The organism is Catenulispora subtropica (assembly GCF_039531675.1).
Lineage (GTDB): Bacteria > Actinomycetota > Actinomycetes > Streptomycetales > Catenulisporaceae > Catenulispora > Catenulispora subtropica.
Genome location: NZ_BAAAQM010000003.1, coordinates 127,678 through 145,741 on the forward strand (window position 1 = coordinate 127,678; position 18,064 = coordinate 145,741).

Below are 18,064 nucleotides of genomic sequence, written 5' to 3' on the forward strand. Positions count from 1 at the left end.
TGGCGCGCTACTTGGGAACGCCCAGGGTGAGCATGGTGAAGCCGAAGTAGTCGCGGTGGCCCCGCAGCCAGATCTCCCGCTTGCGCTCCAGCCGGGCGCGCACCTCGGCGGCGTCCGGGTGGTCCGGGTTCGCCAGCAGCCATTCCTCGGCGTCGGCGCTCTCCAGCGACTCGTAGTCGTCCCACTCCGAGCGGGTCGAGGACTCGATCCGCAGCGGACGGAAGCCGGCCGCGACCGCGTGGTCGACGATGTCCGGCAGCAGTTCGCAGCGGTCGGCGGTGACACCCTCCCACATGTGGGCCAGCCGCTCCGGCGGCGGCACCGTCTCCCAGTGCTCGACGCCGAAGAACAGCCGGCCGCCCGGGTTCACCAGCGGTCGCAGCGTCGCCAGGCTCTCGGCCACGGTCCGGCCGAACACCTGCCACGCGCCGCAGTTGATCACCACGTCCGCGGGGCGCAGGTGGTTGCCCGCGTGGTCGTCGACGAACTCCACCCGCTCGGCCAGGCCGCGCGCGGCCGCGTTGGCGCGCCCGCGGGCCAGGTCCCGCGCGGACAGGTCGACGCCGACCCCGCGGGCCTCCGGGGCCAGGGCGAGGACCCGGAGCATCAACTCGCCCCAGCCGCAGGCGTAGTCGGTGACCGTCGAGGGCTTGATCGAGGCCAGGTCGGCGGCGATGCGGTCGCCCCGTTCCTCGGTCATCGGCGAGTGGAACACCATGCGGGACATCGAGCCGAATATGTCGTCCAGGTCCATGGCGAACCAGCGTAGGCCGCGAGCGCGTCGCAGGCTATTGCTTCGTGAGCAGGGCCCGCACCAGGGCCTCGGTCGACACCGCGAACAGCCGGTCGGCGTCCACCGGCGTGGCGAGGGCCCCGGCCAGCGCCGCGTCCGCCGCCGGCTCGGCCAGCCACAGCTCCTCGGCCGACGGACGCTGCTCCGGCGAGCGGTCGGTGTGCCGTTCGACCAGGACGAACCCGATCACGTGGTACTGCACCGCCCGCACCGCGTCGGCGGCCCGCGGGCCGGCCAGCCCGGCGGACGCGACCTCGGAGGCCAGCGCACGCTGGGAGGGCAGGAACATCGCCGGCGTCATCCCGCGCTCGTTGACCAGCCCGATGAGGTGCGGGTGCTCGCGGAGCACCCGGCGCAGCCCGGTGGCCAGCGACAGGACCCGCGCCACCGGGTCGCTTCCGGTCGCCGCCAGGGTGTCCAGGCCGTGCACCATCTCCTGCACGAGCTCGTCGACGAGCGCCTCGCGGTTGCCGACGTGCCAGTAGATCGAGGTGACGGCCACGCCGAGCCGGGCGGCCAGCTTGCGCATCGACAGCCCGGCCACGCCCTGCTCCTCGATCAGGCGGGTGGCGGCGTCGAGCACGGCCTGACGGGACACGGCGGGGGCGCGCCGGGGCGCCCGCACCGGCTTCGCAGTTTCCTGGGTCACGGGGTCCATCCTCTCGCCGACAGCGGCCCTTTACCCTTCGCGCTCGCGGGTGTAACAGTGTTACAGAAGGCTTATGACGAGGAGTCAGATATGCCCAAGGTCCGCTACGGCCCCCGCGACCTCGAAGCGGTCGCGCAGGCCCGGGAATCCGCCGCGAAGCTGCCCGACCTGTGGTCCACCGGCGTGCACGCCGTCTGGGAGACCGACCCCGACGCCCTGGCCCAGGTCCTCCCGCCGCCGCTGAAGCCCGGCGCGAAGCCCCACGTCCGGGCCACGATCAACCATGTCGACATCTTCGGCACGCCGCTGGGCGCCGCCGCGATCTCCGTCGCCTGCGCCCACGGCGACGAAGAGGGCTGGTACAGCCTGGTGATGCCGATGACCACGGAGCGCTCGCTGATCGGCGGCCGCGAGGTCTTCGGCGAACCGAAGAAGCTGGCCGAGGTCACCGTCGAGCGCGGCGGTGACGCCGTCACCGCCAAGGTCACCCGGCACGGCGTCACCTTCGCCGAGATCCGCGGGCGGATCGGCGACGAACTCCCGACGCCCGCGCCCTATGTGAAGACCGACTGGTACCTGAAGTTCCTGCCCGCCGTGGACGGCCACGGCTTCGACGCAGACCCGCTGCTGGTGCGCTGCCTGCGCACCGAGAAAACCCGCGTGCTGTACGCCGTCGACGGCGAGGTGGTGCTCCGCGAGTCCGCCCTCGACCCGATCGCCGACCTGCCGGTGCGCCGCCTGGTCGAGATCACGTTCGGCGAGAAGACCTCGGACCAGCGCGGCGAGGTCGTGGCCCGCCTGGATCCACAGGCGATCCTGCCCTACGTCCACCAGCGCTACGACGACCCCGCACAGGTCCACGACTCGGTGGAGGATCCCGATGCTCACTGACCTGCCCGGCAGGACCGCGGTCGTGACCGGCGCGGCCGGCGGCATCGGGCTGGCGATGGCGAAGCTGTTCGCGTCCGAGGGCATGAACGTGGTGCTGGCCGACGTCGAGGAACCGGCGCTCGACGCCGCCGTCGAGGCCGTGGCCGAGCACGCCGCCCCGGGCGCCGGGGCGATCGGCCACGTCACCGACGTCTCGCTGCCCGACTCCGTGGCGGCGCTCGCCGACCGGGCCTTCGCGACCTTCCCGAGCGTCGACGTGCTCTGCAACAACGCCGGCGTCGGCTCCGGCGCCGAGGGCCCGATGTGGCAGCACGAGCGCACCGACTGGCAGTGGGCCTTCGCGGTGAACATCTGGGGTGTGTTCCACGGGATCCAGGCCTTCGTCCCGCGCATGCTGGCCCAGGACACGCCCGGGCACGTGGTCAACACCAGCTCCCCGGACGGCGGCATCGCCCCGCTGCCCACGGCCAGCGTGTACGCGGTCACCAAGTCCGCCATCGTGACGATGACGGAGGCGCTGTACGCGCAGCTGAAGCAGGCCGACGCCAAGATCGGCGCCTCGGTGCTGTTCCCCGGTCCGCACATGGTCAGGACCGGTCTGTGGGAGTCGTACCGCAACCGCCCCGACCGCTACGCGAAGACCCGCCCGCGGCAGACGCCCTACCCGACCCTGGAGGGCTGGGAGCAGGCGATGAAGGCCGCCGGCCTGGAAGCGAAGATGACCGAGCCCGAGGAGGTCGCCGCCCACGCCCTGGAAGGCATCCGCACCGGCAGCTTCTGGATCCTGCCGAAGGGTGGCAGCTCGGACGACATGATCCGCCGCCGCTCTCACTCGATGCTGGAGCGCGCCAACCCCGAGTACCTGGAGAAGTTCATTCTTGACTGAGGGGAGTCGAAAGTCTCATGCCAGAGCCCGACAACAGCCCGTATCTCATCATCTCCTCCGACTGCCACGCCGGGCTCCCCACTGAGGAGTACCGCACCTACATCGAGAGCAAGTACCACCCCGCCTTCGACGACTTCCTCGCCGAGCAGGCCGCGCGCGTCGAGGCCGCGACCAAGCTCGGCGTGCGCAACCCCGAGTTCGCCCGGCACTGGTTCGAGGAGCATGAGGAAGGGCTGCGCGGCGGCTGGGACTCGGCGCAGCGCGACAAGGAGCTCGACGCCGACGGGGTCACCGCCGAGGTGATCTTCCCGGACGCCGACGCCGTGGAGTCCACCACGGCCGCGCCGTTCGGCGTCGGCCTGACCTTCTCCGGCGGCCTGGACCAGGAGCTGGCGCTGGTCGGCGCCCGGGCGCACAACCGCTGGCTGGCCGAGCTGTGCGCGCAGTCGCCGGAGCGGCGGCGCGGGGTCGCGCTGGTGCCGATCACCGGGGACGTGGACGCGGCGGTCGCGGAGATCCGGCGGGCCAAGGAGTCCGGCCTGGGCGCCGTGATGATCCCGGCGATGTGGGAGGACAAGGCGCCGTACCACGACCGGAGGTACGACCCGGTCTGGGCGGTCTGCGAGGAGCTCCAGATGCCGGTGGCCACGCACTCCGGCGTCGCGCCGCGCGACGAGTACGGCGACCACCTCGGTATCTACGTCTCCGAGGTCACCTGGTGGCCGGCCCGCCCGATCTGGTTCCTGATCTGGTCCGGCGTCTTCGAGCGCTTCCCCGGCCTGAAGTTCGGGGTCACCGAGGCCGGCTGCTGGTGGGTCCCCAACCTGCTGTGGTTCATGGACCGGCTGTTCCTCGGCGCCCACGCGGCCGCGAAGCTGACGCCGTTCGAGGAGGTCAAGCGGCCGCCGAGCGAGTACTTCGACCGCAACTGCTTCATCGGCGCCTCCAACACCAAACGGCGCGAGCTCGCGCACCGCTACGAGATCGGCGTCGACAACATGCTGTGGGGCAACGACTTCCCGCACCCGGAGGGCACCTGGCCGAACACCCGGAAGTGGCTCAGGACCACGTTCCACGACATGCCGGTCGACGAGACCCGGCGGATGATCGGCCTGGCCGCCGCCGAGGTGTACGGGTTCGACGTCGCCGCGCTCCAGCCGGTCGCCGAGCGCATCAACCTGCGGCCCGGCGACCTGGGCCAGACCGGGGACGAGGCCGCCGGCTGGGCCGCCGCGCGCGAGGTCGGCCGGCACTGGCTCACCGGCCACGACTTCCCGGTCATCGGCCACGGCGCCGCGCTCGGCGGCTACCGGACCGAGGGCGTCGGATCGGAGGTGTCGTGATGGCGGAGCAGGCCGATGCCGGATCGAGGTACACCGTCATCTCCGCCGACGGGCACGCCGGTGCGGACCTGCTGGACTACCGGCCGTATCTGGAGGCGAAGTACCACGACGAGTTCGACGCGTGGGCCGCCACCTACGTGAACCCCTACGAGGACCTGCTGCACGGCGACGCCACCCGCAACTGGGACTCCGCCCGCCGCCTGGCCGACCTGGAACGCGACGGCATCGTGGCCGAGGTGCTGTTCCCCAACACCATCCCGCCGTTCTACCCGAGCATGTCGCTCGGCGCGCAGCAGCCCACCGCCGCCGAGTACGAACTGCGGTGGGCCGGGCTGCGGGCGCACAACCGCTGGATGGCCGACTTCTGCTCCCAGGCCCCGGGCCGGCGCGCCGGCACCTGCCAGGTGCTGCTCGGCGACATGGACCACGCGGTCGCGGAGGTGCGCTGGGCCCGGGAGCACGGCCTGTTCGGGGGCGTGCTGCTGCCCGGGACGCCGCCGGGCACGTCGGTCCCGCAGCTGTACTCGGACACCTACGAGCCGCTGTGGGCGGTGTGCGAAGAGCTCGACATGCCGATCAACCACCACGCCGGTTCGGCCTCGCCGGAAATCGGCCAGGAGCCCGCCGGGCGCGCGGTGTTCATGGTGGAGATCACCTGGTTCGCGCACCGCGCGCTGTGGCACCTGATCTACGGCGGCGCGTTCAAGCGGCACCCGGGGCTGAAGTTCGTGCTCACCGAGCAGGGCTCCGGCTGGGTGCCGGGCGTCCTGGACATGCTCGACTACTACCACCGGGCCCTGGTCCGGCGGATGAGCGCGGCGATGGCGGACGCCGGCGCGGTCACCGCCGAGAGCCGCTTCGGCGCCGGCGTCGCCGAGGCCGTCGGCAAGGCGCCCAGCGAGTACTGGAAGCAGAACTTCTATCTCGGTGCCTCGTTCATGCGGCCGTCGGAGGTGCCGCTGCGGCACGCCATCGGCCTGGAGAAGCTGATGTGGGGCAGCGACTACCCGCACGACGAAGGGACGTTCCCGTACTCGCGGGAGGCGCTGCGCAACGCGTTCGCGGGGCTGCCGCACGAGGAGATCGAGGCGATCCTCGGCAAGAACGCGGCCCGCGTCTACGGCTTCGACCTTTCGGCGCTCGACGTGATCGCGGCGAAGGTGGGGCCGACGGTGGCCGAGATCGATGAGCCGCTGAAGGAGGTGCCAGCCGACGCGACGTCGCCGACCTTCGTGGCCGATCCCTTGATCCGCGTCTGGTGATACATGCTTTCCCTAAGCCGGCCCGGTGCTATTGCGCACGGGCCGGCTTTCGGATGTTGTGCTCAGTGTTCTGATTCTCTGGGTCTCCGCCTGAGAACGAGGAGTCGTATGAGCGCCCGCACCCGAGCCACCCGCCTGTCCACGCTGCCGCGCGTCCCGCACGGCCCGCACGGCCCGCACCTCACCGGCGTGCAGGACGTCGTCAGCGGCACCAGCTCCGACGCCGCGAAGCCGGCACCGGCACCGGCGGCCGCCGGCTCGCTCGGCTGAGTCCGGCCCGAGCTCTGTCGGCGGGCTCCCCGCCGAGCCCGCCGACAGGGAGGCGTGCGGTCCGGGACCACCGAGATCCCGGGAGCGCTCAGAAGCGTCCGGGAACCCGGCACAGCCGGGAACCGCCCGCCGACCCCAGGTACGCGGCCCGCCGACCCCCGCCGGTCGGCGGGCCCCCGCCACGTTCGGTCCAGCCACGGCTGCGGTGCTTCGGCCGCCATTTGGCCCAACTTTTCAGGGTGGGGTCGTGTGGGTGGGTATGGGAGGGCCATCGGTTCCAGTACTCCCGCCCCTGATCGGCCCACCCTTCAGGACGGCCTCAGGTGAGCGGGTTTCCCTGGAATCACCGGTTCCGGTACTCGGCAACCGGCGGAGTCCGTGTTGATCTGGACTTCTGTAGGGTTGGCGGTTCCCGACTCGGGCCGCCGAGCGGAACGGCGAACGGAGAGTGGCACCGATGGTGAACCCCGGCGGCGGCGGACGGTCGCGGGTGGCGCGTCGGCGGCAGCGCATCCGGGACCGGAAGCGGGCCCGGGCGCGGCGGGCGGCTCTGGCCGCCGGCGTGGCGGGCCTGCTGGTCATCGCCGGGATGCTCGGAATGGCGCTGAGCACGGGGCATTCCTCGGCGCGCGCCCTGGCCGCGGACGGAGCGGCCGAGGCCGGTCAGGCGCCGGCCTCCGCCGGTGGCCCGGCGAGTGACACGTCGGTCTTCACCGCGTTGGCGGCGACGACCGCCGCGGCCGCGCAGTCCCCGGCCTCGTCTTCGGCGTCCGCCGCGGCCACCAGCACGACGGCCCCGGACAGTGCCTCGCCGGAACCGTCGGCCGAGAGCGCCGCGGCGAACGACCCCGCCGGTGCGACCGGGGCCGCGAACCCCGGCTCGACGGTCGACTCCCCGCCCCACCAGACCGGCTCGCCCGTCGGCAAGCCCTTCGGTGGTACGCCGGCGGTCGGGGTGCTGTACCGGACCGACTCGGGGGTCGACAGCCACTTCTGCAGCGCGTCGGTCGTGCACAGCCCGGCCGGCAACCTGGTCATCACCGCCGGGCACTGCGTCTACAGCGACGGACCGAAGCAGAACATCGCCTTCGCGCCCGGCTACCACGACGGCAAGACCCCGTACGGCAGCTGGAACGTGACGAAGATCGTGGTCTCCGACGCCTGGCGGAGCACCAACGACCAGGACCAGGACGTGGCGTTCCTGCAGGTGGCGCCGTCGGGGTCGGGCGCGTCGCTGGAGTCGGTCACCGGCGCCAACCAGATCGCGTTCGACCGCGGCTTCGGGATGCCGGTCACGGTGCCCGCCTACCCGCAGGGCTCGGGCACCCCGATCACGTGCGTGGCGCCGGCGGTGAAGTACAGCGCGACGCAGACCGAGTGGGACTGCCGCGGGTATCCGGACGGGACGTCGGGCGCGCCGTTCCTGACGGACGTGGACGCCAGCGGTGAGAAGGGCACCGTCGTCGGCGTGATAGGGGGCTACCAGCAGGGCGGGAGCACCCCCGACGTCTCCTACAGCTCCTACTTCGGCGGGGCGATCCAGGCGTTGTACCAGAACGCGTCGGCGCGGTGAGCCGTTCGGCCACCCTCGACCCAGTCGGGTGAGATCAGGACCGACACGCGCCGAGGACACCGACCGCGGGGCCGGGGCCGACTAGCGTCCGACAAGGAGGCGCCTCGAAGGACGGTGCGCCCGCCCCCTCCCGGAAGGTTCACGGCTTTGCTCTCCGGTTTCAAGAAGTTCTTGATGCGCGGCAACGTGGTCGACCTCGCGGTCGCCGTGGTCATCGGCACCGCGTTCGGCGCCGTCGTCAACGCCCTGGTCAAAGACGTCATCATGCCTCTGATCACGGCCATCTTCGGCAAGCAGGACTACAGCAACCTGATCTGGACCCTGAACAAGTCGGAGATCCGCTACGGCGACCTCATCACCGCCATCATCAACTTCCTCTGCGTCGGCGCGGCCGTCTACTTCTTCATCGTGGCCCCGATCAACCACGTCAACGAGCGGCGGCGGGCGCGCGGCGTGGCGATTCCTCAGGAGCCGGAGGAGACGGAGAAGGAACTGCTGGCCGAGATCAGGGACATCTTGGCGCAGAGGGCGGTCGGTTAGGGGGAACGGGAAGCGGTGCCCAGGCCGCTGCCCGCCGTCTGCGACACTCCGTACCATGACCGCAGAAGCTCAACTCAAGTCGTCCGTGAAGTCCGCCGTGCAGCACATCAACCCCGCCGGCTGGCGGCGGCACCCTGGTGTTCGCACCGGTACGCAGCTCACCCGGGGCGAGCGGGCGGCGGACTCCATGCGCAACGGCATGGGCTCGTGGATGTTCGTGTTCGTCTCGTTGGGCTTCCTGGCGACGTGGATGACGGTCAACGCTGTGCTGGAGCGCTCGACGGGGCACACCTTCGACGCGTATCCGTTCATCCTGCTGAACCTGGTCCTGTCCTGCGTCGCCGCGTTGCAGGGGGCCATATTGCTCATCGCGGCCAAGCGTTCCGACCAGGTGGCCAGTGAGCTGGCGCAGCACGATTACGAGGCCGACAGCCAGTCCCGGGAGATGCTCGAGGTGCTGACGCGCGAGTTCAGCGAGCTGCGCGCGCAGCACGGTGAGCAGAGCCGGCAGCTGGCCGAGCTGCTGGCGCGGTTGCCGAAGGCGGAGTGAGGCCGCCGCGTCACGGGTGCGGCAGCAGCTTCGGGCAGCCGTTGGTCTTGTAGGTCGCCTGGTACTCGAAGTGCCACGTCTCGTCGGCGTACCGCCGGCAGAGTCCGAACTCGCCCTTCGTCGACTCCAGCCAGGCGGCGGCCGCCGGCGGGGCGATGTCCATGGCGTAGCCCTTCACGTGGGCGGACTCGCTGGGCGGCAGCGCGTACTGGCGGGCCGCCTGGGGTGAACCGAGCTGCTTGACCCAGCACTCGAAGACGCGCTCCTGATAGGCCGCGGACCGGTAGCCGGAGTTCAGGACGAACGACAGGTTCTCGGCCTTGGCGGCGGTCTGGGCGGCCAGGAAGGCCCGCTGGGTGCCCTTGGTCATGCCGCTGAACTTCATGGCCTCGTCCTGCTGCGTGGAGTGCGAGGTGTTCTCGCAGTCGCCGCCCTCTTCGTCGGTGCCGGCCGGGTTCGCGGGGGTGGAGGACTTGGTGGGGGAGGGCGACGTCGTCGTCGAGGGCTTTGTCGGCGACGACGAGCTCGACGACGACGAGGTGGACGAGCTCTGCGACGAGGAGTCGCCGCTCGTGGCGGTGCCGTCGGCGGCTCCCGTGGTCTGGAGCGAATCCGGCAGCGTGGGGCTGTCGGCGGTGCGCGCGGCGGCGGCGTTCTCGGTGGTGTAGCCGGAGCGGTGCGAGTCGCGGGTGGCGATGGCCGTGGCGGTGCCGGCCAGGACCAGCGCGGACACGACGACGCCGGCCGTCACCAGCCAGCGGCGGGCGCCACGGGACGGGGCCGGGGTGTCGCCGTGGTCACCGTGGTCGGCGTAGTCGGCGTACGGGGCGCGTCCGCCGGCGAACTGGGGAGAGGACGGCCGGACGAGGGGGACGGTCGAGTACTCGGCCTCGCGGTCATCGTCGCGCTCGGCTTCCGCGACCGCCAGCGCCGCGGCCCGCCCGATGTCCTCGCCGATCTCCTCGCCGATCTCCTCGACGACCGGCCGCGTGCGCGGCTCCGGTTCCCGGCGCTGCTCCGGCTCCGGCTCGGCAGCCTCCGGACCGGCCTTCGAGGTCAGCACGACGGTCAAGCCGAGGTCGTCCTCGGCATCCGGATCCGACTCCGGCTCGGACGGAGACGCGGTCTCCGGCTCGGCCTTCGGGCTCAGCACGACAGTCGCGCCGAGCTCGTCTTCCGGCGCAGATGCAGACGCAGACGCAGAGGCCGATTCGGACGCCGAGGCTGACTCGGATTCCGCCTCGGACCCCGCCTCGGACTCCGACGCCGCGTTCGGCTCGGCGTTCGAGCTCAGCACCACGGTCGCGCCGAGCTCGTCCTCTGACGCAGACGCAGACGCAGACTCGGGCTCCGGGTCTGCCGACGCCGACGCCGACTCGGGCTCCGGGTCCGCCTCGGACTCCGGCGCGGACTCCGGCTCGGATTCCGCTTCGGACTCCGGCTCGGTCCCCGTCTTCGGCCCCAGCACCACGGTCGAGCCGAGCTCGTCCTCCGAGCCGGCCTCGGGCCCGGGGCCCTGCTCGGGCTCCGAGCCCTGATCGCGCACTTCCATGCCCGAGAAGACGTGCGGCGGCCCTGTGCGGTTGCCCTTCCCGAAGTCTCGGTTGGATCACGATTGCCAGCGGGTCGCGGCCTGGACGCGGCACCGCACGCCGAGTTTCACGTACGCGTGCTCCAAGTGCTTGTCGACCGTCCGGGGGCTGATGCCCAGCCGGGTGGCTATCTGGCGGTCCGTCAGCCCGCGGCACAGCAGGTCCAGCACGTCGGCCTCGCGCGGCGACACCTTCTCCCGGCGCGGGCTCGGGCTCCCGAACCGGGCCAGCGCCCGGCCGATCCGCGGGCGCAGGGCCTCGGCGACCGCGACGTCGTGGTGCGCGAAGTCCGGTGCGGTGCGGTTGAAGACCACGGCGACCCGCCGCTGCTCGTCCGGGTGGACGCCGACCACCAGCTGCCGGCGTGCCTTCAGCGGCGCGAACACCGTGTCGTAGGTCGGCAGCCGGCGGAACTCGGGATCGGTGTGCAGGTCCGAGCGGCGGACCGCGGCTCCGGAGCCGGTCCAGGCGTGGGCCAGCAGCGGATCGGTGGCGTGGTGCGCGTCCAGGGCGGCGGCCTGTTCGGCGGTGACCGCCCCGGCCGGCTCCGCGTGCCACACCTTCGGGTGCTGCCGGTCGCCGGCCAGCCAGAGCACGCTGTCCGCGGGCACCGCGCGTCTGAGTACCGGCAGCAGGTGTTCCACCAGTTCGTCCTCCTCCATCCCGCCGAGGAGCACGTCCGCCACCGCCAGGATCCGGCGTAAGCCGACTTCGCCGGGCGTGGGGATGCGCGCGGACGCGGGCCGGGGACGGGACTTCACGTCTGCCGGGGACGGCATTGCTTATCACCTGCGATCGCGACTCGAGCGGGGGCTGCGGTGTCGGCGTCAAGCGGTGGGGTGGCGGTGAGTGACGGAACGGCGCCGGTTGGTGGACATCCACAGCCTAGCGAGCCGTGCCGCCGCCGGGAACGCCCTTGGGAATCCCCACCGATCGGCCGGTCAACGGCGGCTGTGCGGTTCGAGGAGCAGACGCCCGGCGGGAACAAACAGTCCCTTCTGAGAAGCTGGAGTCACAGGACAGGCGGATTCCGCCCGCACGGCGAAAGAGGGGCACGCATGCTGGTCGACACGTTCGGCAGAACGGCGACGGATCTGCGGGTGTCCCTGACCGACCGCTGCAACCTGCGCTGCACCTACTGCATGCCGGCCGAGGGGCTGCCGTGGCTGCCCAAGGCCGAGCTGCTGACCGACGACGAGATCGTGCGCCTGGTCGGCGTCGCGGTGGAGCGGCTCGGGGTGGACGAGGTGCGCTTCACCGGCGGTGAGCCGCTGGTGCGGCCCGGGGTGGTCGACCTGGTCGCCCGGGTCGCGGCGCTGGAGCCCCGGCCGCGGATCTCGCTGACCACCAACGGCATCGGCCTGGCCCGGCTGGCCCCCGGCCTCAAGGCCGCCGGCCTGGACCGGGTGAACGTCTCGCTGGACACCCTCGACGACGCCGTGTTCCGGAAGCTGACCCGGCGCGACCGGTTCGCGGACGTCGTCGACGGCCTCGCCGCGGCGGCCGGGGCGGGGCTGACGCCGGTGAAGGTGAACAGCGTCCTGATGCGCGGGATCAACGACGCCGAGGCGCCGCACCTGCTCCGCTGGTGTCTGGAGCGCGGCTACGAGCTGCGCTTCATCGAGCAGATGCCGCTGGACGCGCAGCATGGCTGGGACCGCGCGGAGATGATCACGGCCGACGAGATCCTGGCCGCCCTGGAGCGGGAGTTCACGCTCACTCCGGAGGGCGAGCAGGTGCGCGGCGCGGCGCCGGCCGAGACCTGGCTGGTGGACGGCGGGCCCGGCCGGGTCGGCGTCATCGCCAGCGTCACCCGCCCCTTCTGCGGCGCCTGCGACCGCGTGCGGCTGACGGCCGACGGCCAGGTCCGCACCTGCCTGTTCGCCCGCGAGGAGTCGGACCTGCGCGCCGCCGTGCGGTCCGGCGCCGGCGACGCCGAGCTGGCCGAGCGCTGGCGGACCGCGATGCTCGGTAAGAAGCGCGCGGCCGGGATCGGGGAGCCGGACTTCGTGCAGCCGGACCGTCCGATGTCGGCGATCGGCGGCTGAACCACTCGCTCGCATAACGGCGCTGACCGGGGAAAAGTAAGGGGCCCATTCCCCTGGTGGCTGTTCGCATGTCATACTTCTTACCTGCGCCCTGAACCCCCGTCGGGGCGCCACCTGCGGCGTCGAGCGGCTCCCCCCGTGGCCGTTCGACGCCGCGTCTTCTTTCCCCGGCGCGGCCCTTCCCCCGGTGTTCTACAGTGGCTGCGTGACCTCGAACGACGCTCCCGGTACCGTCATCTGCTCGGCCAAGGGCTGCCGCCGGTCCGCCGCGTGGAGCGTCGTGTGGAACAACCCGAAGCTGCACGCGCCGGACCGGCGCAAAGTGTGGCTGGCCTGCGAGGAGCACCGGCAGCACCTGGCGGACTTCCTCGATCTGCGGGGGTTCCTGATCGAGGTCGAACCGTTCCGGCCGGGTGCGCCGGAGCCCTCCGACGGGGCCTGAACCTCAGCGGCTCATGAGGTTGTTGAGCTCGCCGTAGTCCATCGCCTCGGACAGCGAGGTGTAAGTGCCGCTCGTTGCCAGCTCCTCCGCGGCCCGGCGGACCAGACCGTAGGCGGCCTCCGCGACGCCCGACCCGAGGCTGACGCGCGCCACTCCCAGCGCCCCCAGTTCGCCGACCGACGGCGCGCCGGGCCCCACCAGGATGTTCACCGGCGCCGCGATGTCCTTGACCAGCGCGGCGATCGTCTCCGGCGCGACCACGCCGGGGACGAAGATCCCGTCCGCACCGGCCTCGAGGTAGCGCTCGGCCCGGGCCAGGGTCTCGGTCAGCCGGGTCTCGGGCGCTCCGAGGCCGAAGAGGAAGACGTCGACGCGGGCGTTGATGAACAGCGGGACCCCGACGGCCTCGCCGGCCCGCCGGGCGGCGGCGATCCGCTCGGCGTGGTCGGCCGGCTCCCGGATCCCGTCCTCGATGTTGATGCCGACGGCGCCGGCCGTCAGCACCTCGGCGACGGTGTCGGCGACGCCGTCCGGATCGGCGGAGAAGCCGCTCTCGATGTCAGCCGTCACCGGCACGTCGAAGGTGCCGACCGCGGCGACGACGCGGCGGATCAGCTCGACCGCCGAGGCACGGTCGAGCTTGTCGCCGTCGGCGGCGCCGAGGCCCCACGCCACCCCGGCGCTGGTGGTGGCCACGGCCGGGGCCCCGGTGGCGGCGACGACGCGGGCACTGGCGGCGTCCCAGGCGTTGGCCAGGGCCAGCGGGTTCCCGGGGACGTGGAGCTCACGGAAGCGGACAGCCAAGTCGTGCTGAGAAGTCATGGCACGACGGAATCACATGCCACCGACGTGCGCAGTGGATTCGGGGTGTTCCGAATCCGGTGGCGCGGCGGACGGCGCGCGGAGCGGGGTCCGGGGGCCCTTACTCGTCGTCGTCCATGACGCGGCCGACGAGCGGCTCCGCCGGAGCGTCGTCCCGGCCCGGGGCGGCCCGGCCGTCGCGTTCGCCCTGCCCCGGCGTCAGCGCCCGCCGCGCGGGGTCCCGGTACAGCGAGTCCGCGCCGCGCTCCGGCTCGCGGCCGCCGTTCGCGTAGACCACGGCGATGTAGGGCAGCACCAGCGCGAGTGCGGCCAGGCCGAGCTTCCACGGCCACGCGATCGGCAGGATCACGATGAGCAGGAACGCAGCGATCCTTATCCCCATCGCCATCAAGTACTTCGACTCGCGCGAGCGGATGTCCTGGCTCAGCGGCGTGGGTGCGTCGGTGATCCCGTAGATCACTTCCTGCTGGGATTCCTTGTCCCGCCCGATGCGCATACTTCCAGGCTACGCCCCGCTCATCCGCCCAAAACAGGACCCCGCCGACATCCCGTCGGCGGGGTCTGGTAAGGCTGCGACCAGGCCCGGCCCTACGACGCCTGGCTCACCGACGACATGTTGAAGTCGGGGACGCGCAGCGCCGGCATCGCGGTCCGGTTGAAGTTCTCGCCCCACTCGCGGGAGTAGGTGCGCTCGGTCCGGCCCGCCTCGGCGATCCGGGACAGCAGCGCCACCGGCGACTCGTTGAAGCGGAAGTTGTTCACCTCGCCGACGACCTCGCCGCCCTCGACCTTGTAGACGCCGTCCCGGGTCAGGCCGGTCAGCAGCAGCGTCTGCGGGTCCACCTCGCGGATGTACCAGAGGCAGGTCAGCAGCAGGCCGTCGTCGGTGCTCGCGACCATGTCCGCCAGCGACGGCCCGGTGCCGCCGGGCGCGCCCTCCAGGATCAGGTTGTCCACCGGCGGGGTCAACGGGGCCTGCGCCGCCGCGGCGGTCCGCCGGGTGGCCACCAGCGAGGTCAGCACCCCGTCCCGGATCCAGTCGGTGGGTCCGAGTTCGAGCCCGTTGTCGAAGACCGACTGGAACGCGTCCGAGGAGTAGGCCTCGACGTACGGCGCGCACTCCAGGCCGGGGGCGGCCGGGTCGCTCCGCATCGTCACCTTGACCGGCGAGGTGCCGGACACGCTCTCGCCGAACTTCACGCCGCCGCCGGTCTTGCTGAACACCGACCGGCCGTCCTTGGCGTCCCGCAGCGAGGCCGACCAGAACGCGTAGATCATCAGGTCGGCGACCGCGGTCGGGGGCATGAGGGTGGGGTAGCGGCCGGCCGGCAGGTCGATCTTGCGCTTGGCCCAGTCCAGGCGCCGCGCCAGGTCCCGGCCGACGGCCACGATGTCCACGTCGGCGAAGTCCGCGGTCGGCACCCCGGCCCAGGCCGAGCGGGACCGGTCGCCGGACTTGGCGTTCAGCTGCACCGAGCCGGTGGGCTGCACGTGCCGCAGCCGCAGCCCGGTCGAGGAGCCCAGGTACTGGGTGCTCAGGCTGTGCTCGGCGTAGCCGAACAGCAGGCTGCCCTCGGCGCGGGCGGCCTCCAGCGCCTCGCCGAGCGCCGGGGCGAAGGAGCCGAACACCGAGATGCCGGTCTCCTCCGGCGCCGCGTCCCAGTCGGCCGAGACGCGGCCCGGGATCAGCTCGTTGGCGTCGTCCGCGGGGCCGGCGTCCTCGGCCGCCTTCTCACTGGCCCGCACCAGGTCCTCGAGGGTGGACAGGTCGACGCCGGAGCGGCCGACCACACCGGCGCCGGCCTTGGGCTGTGTCTTGGCGGCGCCGACGGTGCCGTTCTTCACGGAGATCACGGTGACCGACTGCCCGGCCGAGACGCCGTTGGTGGTCAGGGTGTTGTTGGCCCAGCGCAGGTTGGCGTCGGTGGCGGCGTCCACGATGACCACCGCGCCGTCCGCCCGGGAGAGCTCCAGGGCCCTCTCGACCAATTCCTGCGGGCTCACACTGGCGGTCACTGGCCGGCCTCCTGGACGGTGTTGAGGATGCGGATGCCGCGGAACAGCGCGCTGGGCGCGCCGTGGCTGACCGGGGCGACCTGCCCGGGCTGGCCCTTGCCGCACTGGAAGGAGCCGTCCAGGACATAGGTCTGCGGACCGCCGACGGCCTCCATGGCGCCCCAGAAGTCGGTGGTCGTGGCCTGATAGGCGAAGTCCTTCACCTGGCCCTTGATCTCGCCGTCCTCGATCAGGAAGGCGCGCTGGCCGGTGAACTGGAAGTTGTAGCGCTGCATGTCGATGGACCACGACTTGTGGCCGACGATGTAGAGGCCGCGGCGCACGCGGGAGATCAGCTCGTCGGTGGACGGGCCGTCCGGGGCCGGCTGCAGCGAGACGTTGGCCATGCGCTGGATCGGGACGTGCGAGGCGGAGTCGGCGAAGGCGCAGCCGTTGGAGCGGCCGCCGTTGAGGCCCTTCAGCTGCGCGATGCGCCGGTCGAGCTGGTAGCCGACCAGGACGCCGTCCTTGATGATGTCCCAGCGCTGGGTCTGCACGCCCTCGTCGTCGAACCCGACGGTGCCCAGACCGTGCTCGACGACGCGGTCGCCGGTGACGTTCATCACCGGGGAGCCGTACCGCAGGGTGCCGAGCTTGTCGAGCGTGGCGAACGAGGTGCCGGCGTAGGCGGCCTCGTAGCCGAGCGCGCGGTCCAGCTCGGTGGCGTGGCCGATGGACTCGTGGATGGTCAGCCACAGGTTCGAGGGGTGGATGACGAGGTCGTACTCGCCGGGCTCCACCGAGGGCGCGGCCAGCTTGTCCCGCAGCAGGCCGGGCAGGGCGTCGAGCTCGGCGTCCCAGTCGAAGTGGGCGTTCGAGGTGAAGAACTCCCACCCGCGGCCGACCGGCGGCGCGGTGGTGCGCATGGTCTCGAAGGCCCCGGTCTCCTCGTCCACCGTGACCGCCGTGAGCCCGCCCTCGGTCCGGACCCGCTGCTGGGTCAGCCGGTTGCCGGCCAGGTCGGCGAAGTACTTGCACTCCTGCACGGCCTGGAAGTCGGCGTCCACGTGGGCGACGCCCCGGTGCCGCAGCAGGCGCTCGGACCAGGCCCGGAAGTGGGCGATCTTCTCGGTGTCGGGGACGTCGAACGGGTTGACGTCGAAGGCGGAGACCCAGACCCGCTCGCCGTGCACCGGCTCCGGGGCCAGCACCACCGGCTCGGCGTTCACCGGCTGCGACACCCGGGCCACCTCGACGGCCCGTTCGGCCAGCAGCGCGGCGTTCTCGGGGGTGAGGGCCACACCGGCGGCGAAGCCCCAGGTGCCGTCGTACACGACACGCACGCTCAGGCCGCTGTCGGAGGCGTCCGCGACGCCGTCGACGTGGCCGTCGCGCAGGTTGATCAGCTGGGAGCGGACGGTCTCGACGCGGAGGTCGGCGTGCTCGGCGCCGAGCTCCCGGGCCCGGGCGAGCGCCGCCTCGGCCAGATCGGCCAGAGGCAGCGCGGTGAAGGACTCGTCTACGGTCATACCGCCCAACCTATCCGCAGAACCCTGCTCCGTCCTGGTTGTGGAACCCCTACAAAATCGACGCCGGACGATCTATGCCGACCGTGGTTGCGGCTACCGCCCGGTAGCCCGATAACGTCGGCACAGGCGTCATAGGTGGACGTCCCACGGAGACTGAACAAGAGGTGTCGAATTGAGCCGGTCCGTACTGGTCACGGGGGGAAACCGGGGAATTGGCCTGGCCATCGCGAAGGCCTTCGCCGCGCAGGGCGACAAGGTCGCGATCACCTACCGCTCCGGCGAGGTGCCCGAGGGCCTGTTCGGCGTGAAGTGCGACGTCACCTCGGCCGAGGACGTCGAGCGCGCCTTCGGCGAGGTGGAGGCCCAGCACGGTCCGGTCGAGGTGCTGGTGGCGAACGCCGGCATCACCCGCGACACGCTGTTGCTGCGGATGAGTGACGAGGACTTCGAGGCGGTCCTCGACACCAACCTGGTCGGCTCCTTCCGCGTGGCCAAGCGCGCCAGCAAGGGCATGCTGCGGCTCAAGCGCGGCCGCATCGTCCTGATCTCCTCGGTGGTCGGGCTGTCCGGCTCGGCCGGGCAGGCCAACTACGCGGCCAGCAAGGCCGGCCTGGTCGGCTTCGCGCGCTCGGTGGCGCGGGAGATCGGATCGCGCGGCATCACCTGCAACGTGGTGGCGCCCGGGTTCGTGGAGACCGACATGACCGCGGTGCTCACCGACGACCGCAAGGCCGAGATCCTCAAGCAGGTGCCGCTGAACCGCTACGCGTCCACCGAGGAGATCGCGGGGGTCGTGAGGTTCCTGGCCTCGGACGACGCCGCGTACATCACTGGAGCCGTCATCCCGGTTGACGGCGGACTCGGAATGGGGCACTGAGC

Annotated in this window: 19 protein-coding genes; 11 read left to right on the plus strand and 8 right to left on the minus strand. The window is 71.9% G+C overall.

Annotated elements, in window-relative coordinates; translation table 11 throughout:
- Positions 1 to 7 precede the first annotated feature (7 nt).
- Both ABD466_RS04275 and ABD466_RS04280 read right to left on the minus strand, forming a co-directional pair.
- The gene (locus ABD466_RS04275; protein WP_344655584.1) at positions 8 to 754 is read right to left on the minus strand and encodes an SAM-dependent methyltransferase; all 747 of its coding nucleotides are present in this window, start codon (positions 752 to 754) and stop codon (positions 8 to 10) included.
- A gap of 34 nt (positions 755 to 788) precedes the next feature.
- Positions 789 to 1,442, minus strand: coding sequence for a TetR/AcrR family transcriptional regulator (locus ABD466_RS04280; protein ID WP_344655585.1), 654 nt, complete (start codon positions 1,440 to 1,442; stop codon positions 789 to 791).
- 90 nt (positions 1,443 to 1,532) lie between these two features.
- Here ABD466_RS04280 and ABD466_RS04285 point away from each other — a divergent pair, with 90 nt between their 5' ends.
- From ABD466_RS04285 to ABD466_RS04320, 8 genes are all read left to right on the plus strand, one after another.
- Complete coding sequence (locus ABD466_RS04285) at positions 1,533 to 2,333, plus strand: acetoacetate decarboxylase family protein (protein WP_344655586.1); 801 nt, start codon at positions 1,533 to 1,535, stop codon at positions 2,331 to 2,333.
- Positions 2,323 to 3,219 carry an SDR family NAD(P)-dependent oxidoreductase gene (locus tag ABD466_RS04290; protein ID WP_344655587.1) on the plus strand — a complete coding sequence of 299 codons (897 nt, stop codon included), beginning with the start codon at positions 2,323 to 2,325 and terminating at the stop codon, positions 3,217 to 3,219. Before ABD466_RS04285 ends, ABD466_RS04290 begins: the two co-directional genes overlap by 11 nt.
- Positions 3,220 to 3,236: 17 nt before the next feature.
- Positions 3,237 to 4,562, plus strand: coding sequence for an amidohydrolase family protein (locus tag ABD466_RS04295; RefSeq protein WP_344655588.1), 1,326 nt, complete (start codon positions 3,237 to 3,239; stop codon positions 4,560 to 4,562).
- Positions 4,562 to 5,824, plus strand: coding sequence for an amidohydrolase family protein (locus ABD466_RS04300; protein ID WP_344655589.1), 1,263 nt, complete (start codon positions 4,562 to 4,564; stop codon positions 5,822 to 5,824). The genes ABD466_RS04295 and ABD466_RS04300 overlap by 1 nt, the downstream gene beginning before the upstream one ends.
- Before the next feature lie 108 nt (positions 5,825 to 5,932).
- Positions 5,933 to 6,094 carry a hypothetical protein gene (locus ABD466_RS04305; protein WP_344655590.1) on the plus strand — a complete coding sequence of 54 codons (162 nt, stop codon included), beginning with the start codon at positions 5,933 to 5,935 and terminating at the stop codon, positions 6,092 to 6,094.
- Between the two features lie 457 nt (positions 6,095 to 6,551).
- Positions 6,552 to 7,667: a trypsin-like serine peptidase gene (locus ABD466_RS04310; RefSeq protein WP_344655591.1), complete on the plus strand. Its 1,116-nt coding sequence runs from the start codon at positions 6,552 to 6,554 to the stop codon at positions 7,665 to 7,667.
- 174 nt (positions 7,668 to 7,841) lie between these two features.
- On the plus strand, positions 7,842 to 8,207 hold the full coding sequence (gene mscL, locus ABD466_RS04315; RefSeq protein ID WP_425558530.1) for a large conductance mechanosensitive channel protein MscL: 366 nt from the start codon (positions 7,842 to 7,844) through the stop codon (positions 8,205 to 8,207).
- A gap of 55 nt (positions 8,208 to 8,262) precedes the next feature.
- Positions 8,263 to 8,757, plus strand: a complete 495-nt coding sequence (locus ABD466_RS04320) for a DUF1003 domain-containing protein (RefSeq protein WP_344655593.1) — start codon at positions 8,263 to 8,265, stop codon at positions 8,755 to 8,757.
- 10 nt (positions 8,758 to 8,767) lie between these two features.
- Here the strand turns inward: ABD466_RS04320 and ABD466_RS04325 are convergent, their stop codons facing one another.
- Entirely contained in the window at positions 8,768 to 10,309 is a 1,542-nt protein-coding gene (locus ABD466_RS04325; RefSeq protein ID WP_344655594.1) for a D-alanyl-D-alanine carboxypeptidase family protein, read from the minus strand.
- Between the two features lie 57 nt (positions 10,310 to 10,366).
- A complete protein-coding gene (locus ABD466_RS04330; RefSeq protein WP_344655595.1) occupies positions 10,367 to 11,128 on the minus strand; it encodes a helix-turn-helix transcriptional regulator in 762 nt (253 codons plus the stop codon).
- 279 nt (positions 11,129 to 11,407) lie between these two features.
- Here ABD466_RS04330 and moaA point away from each other — a divergent pair, with 279 nt between their 5' ends.
- Both moaA and ABD466_RS04340 read left to right on the plus strand, forming a co-directional pair.
- The gene (gene moaA, locus ABD466_RS04335; protein ID WP_344655596.1) at positions 11,408 to 12,397 is read left to right on the plus strand and encodes a GTP 3',8-cyclase MoaA; all 990 of its coding nucleotides are present in this window, start codon (positions 11,408 to 11,410) and stop codon (positions 12,395 to 12,397) included.
- Positions 12,398 to 12,602: 205 nt separating this feature from the next.
- The gene (locus ABD466_RS04340; protein WP_344655597.1) at positions 12,603 to 12,839 is read left to right on the plus strand and encodes a hypothetical protein; all 237 of its coding nucleotides are present in this window, start codon (positions 12,603 to 12,605) and stop codon (positions 12,837 to 12,839) included.
- A gap of 3 nt (positions 12,840 to 12,842) precedes the next feature.
- Here the strand turns inward: ABD466_RS04340 and ABD466_RS04345 are convergent, their stop codons facing one another.
- The 4 genes from ABD466_RS04345 to ABD466_RS04360 form a co-directional block, all read right to left on the minus strand.
- Positions 12,843 to 13,661, minus strand: a complete 819-nt coding sequence (locus ABD466_RS04345; protein WP_344655598.1) for an isocitrate lyase/PEP mutase family protein — start codon at positions 13,659 to 13,661, stop codon at positions 12,843 to 12,845.
- A gap of 100 nt (positions 13,662 to 13,761) precedes the next feature.
- A complete protein-coding gene (locus ABD466_RS04350; protein ID WP_344655599.1) occupies positions 13,762 to 14,157 on the minus strand; it encodes a DUF3099 domain-containing protein in 396 nt (131 codons plus the stop codon).
- A gap of 92 nt (positions 14,158 to 14,249) precedes the next feature.
- Positions 14,250 to 15,677 carry a metallopeptidase TldD-related protein gene (locus tag ABD466_RS04355; RefSeq protein WP_344655600.1) on the minus strand — a complete coding sequence of 476 codons (1,428 nt, stop codon included), beginning with the start codon at positions 15,675 to 15,677 and terminating at the stop codon, positions 14,250 to 14,252.
- Positions 15,674 to 17,185: a TldD/PmbA family protein gene (locus ABD466_RS04360; RefSeq protein WP_344655601.1), complete on the minus strand. Its 1,512-nt coding sequence runs from the start codon at positions 17,183 to 17,185 to the stop codon at positions 15,674 to 15,676. The genes ABD466_RS04355 and ABD466_RS04360 overlap by 4 nt, the downstream gene beginning before the upstream one ends.
- Before the next feature lie 172 nt (positions 17,186 to 17,357).
- On the opposite strand from ABD466_RS04360, the gene fabG reads away from it, so the two are divergent.
- A complete protein-coding gene (fabG, locus tag ABD466_RS04365) occupies positions 17,358 to 18,062 on the plus strand; it encodes a 3-oxoacyl-[acyl-carrier-protein] reductase (protein WP_344655602.1) in 705 nt (234 codons plus the stop codon).
- The last annotated feature ends 2 nt before the right edge of the window (positions 18,063 to 18,064 follow it).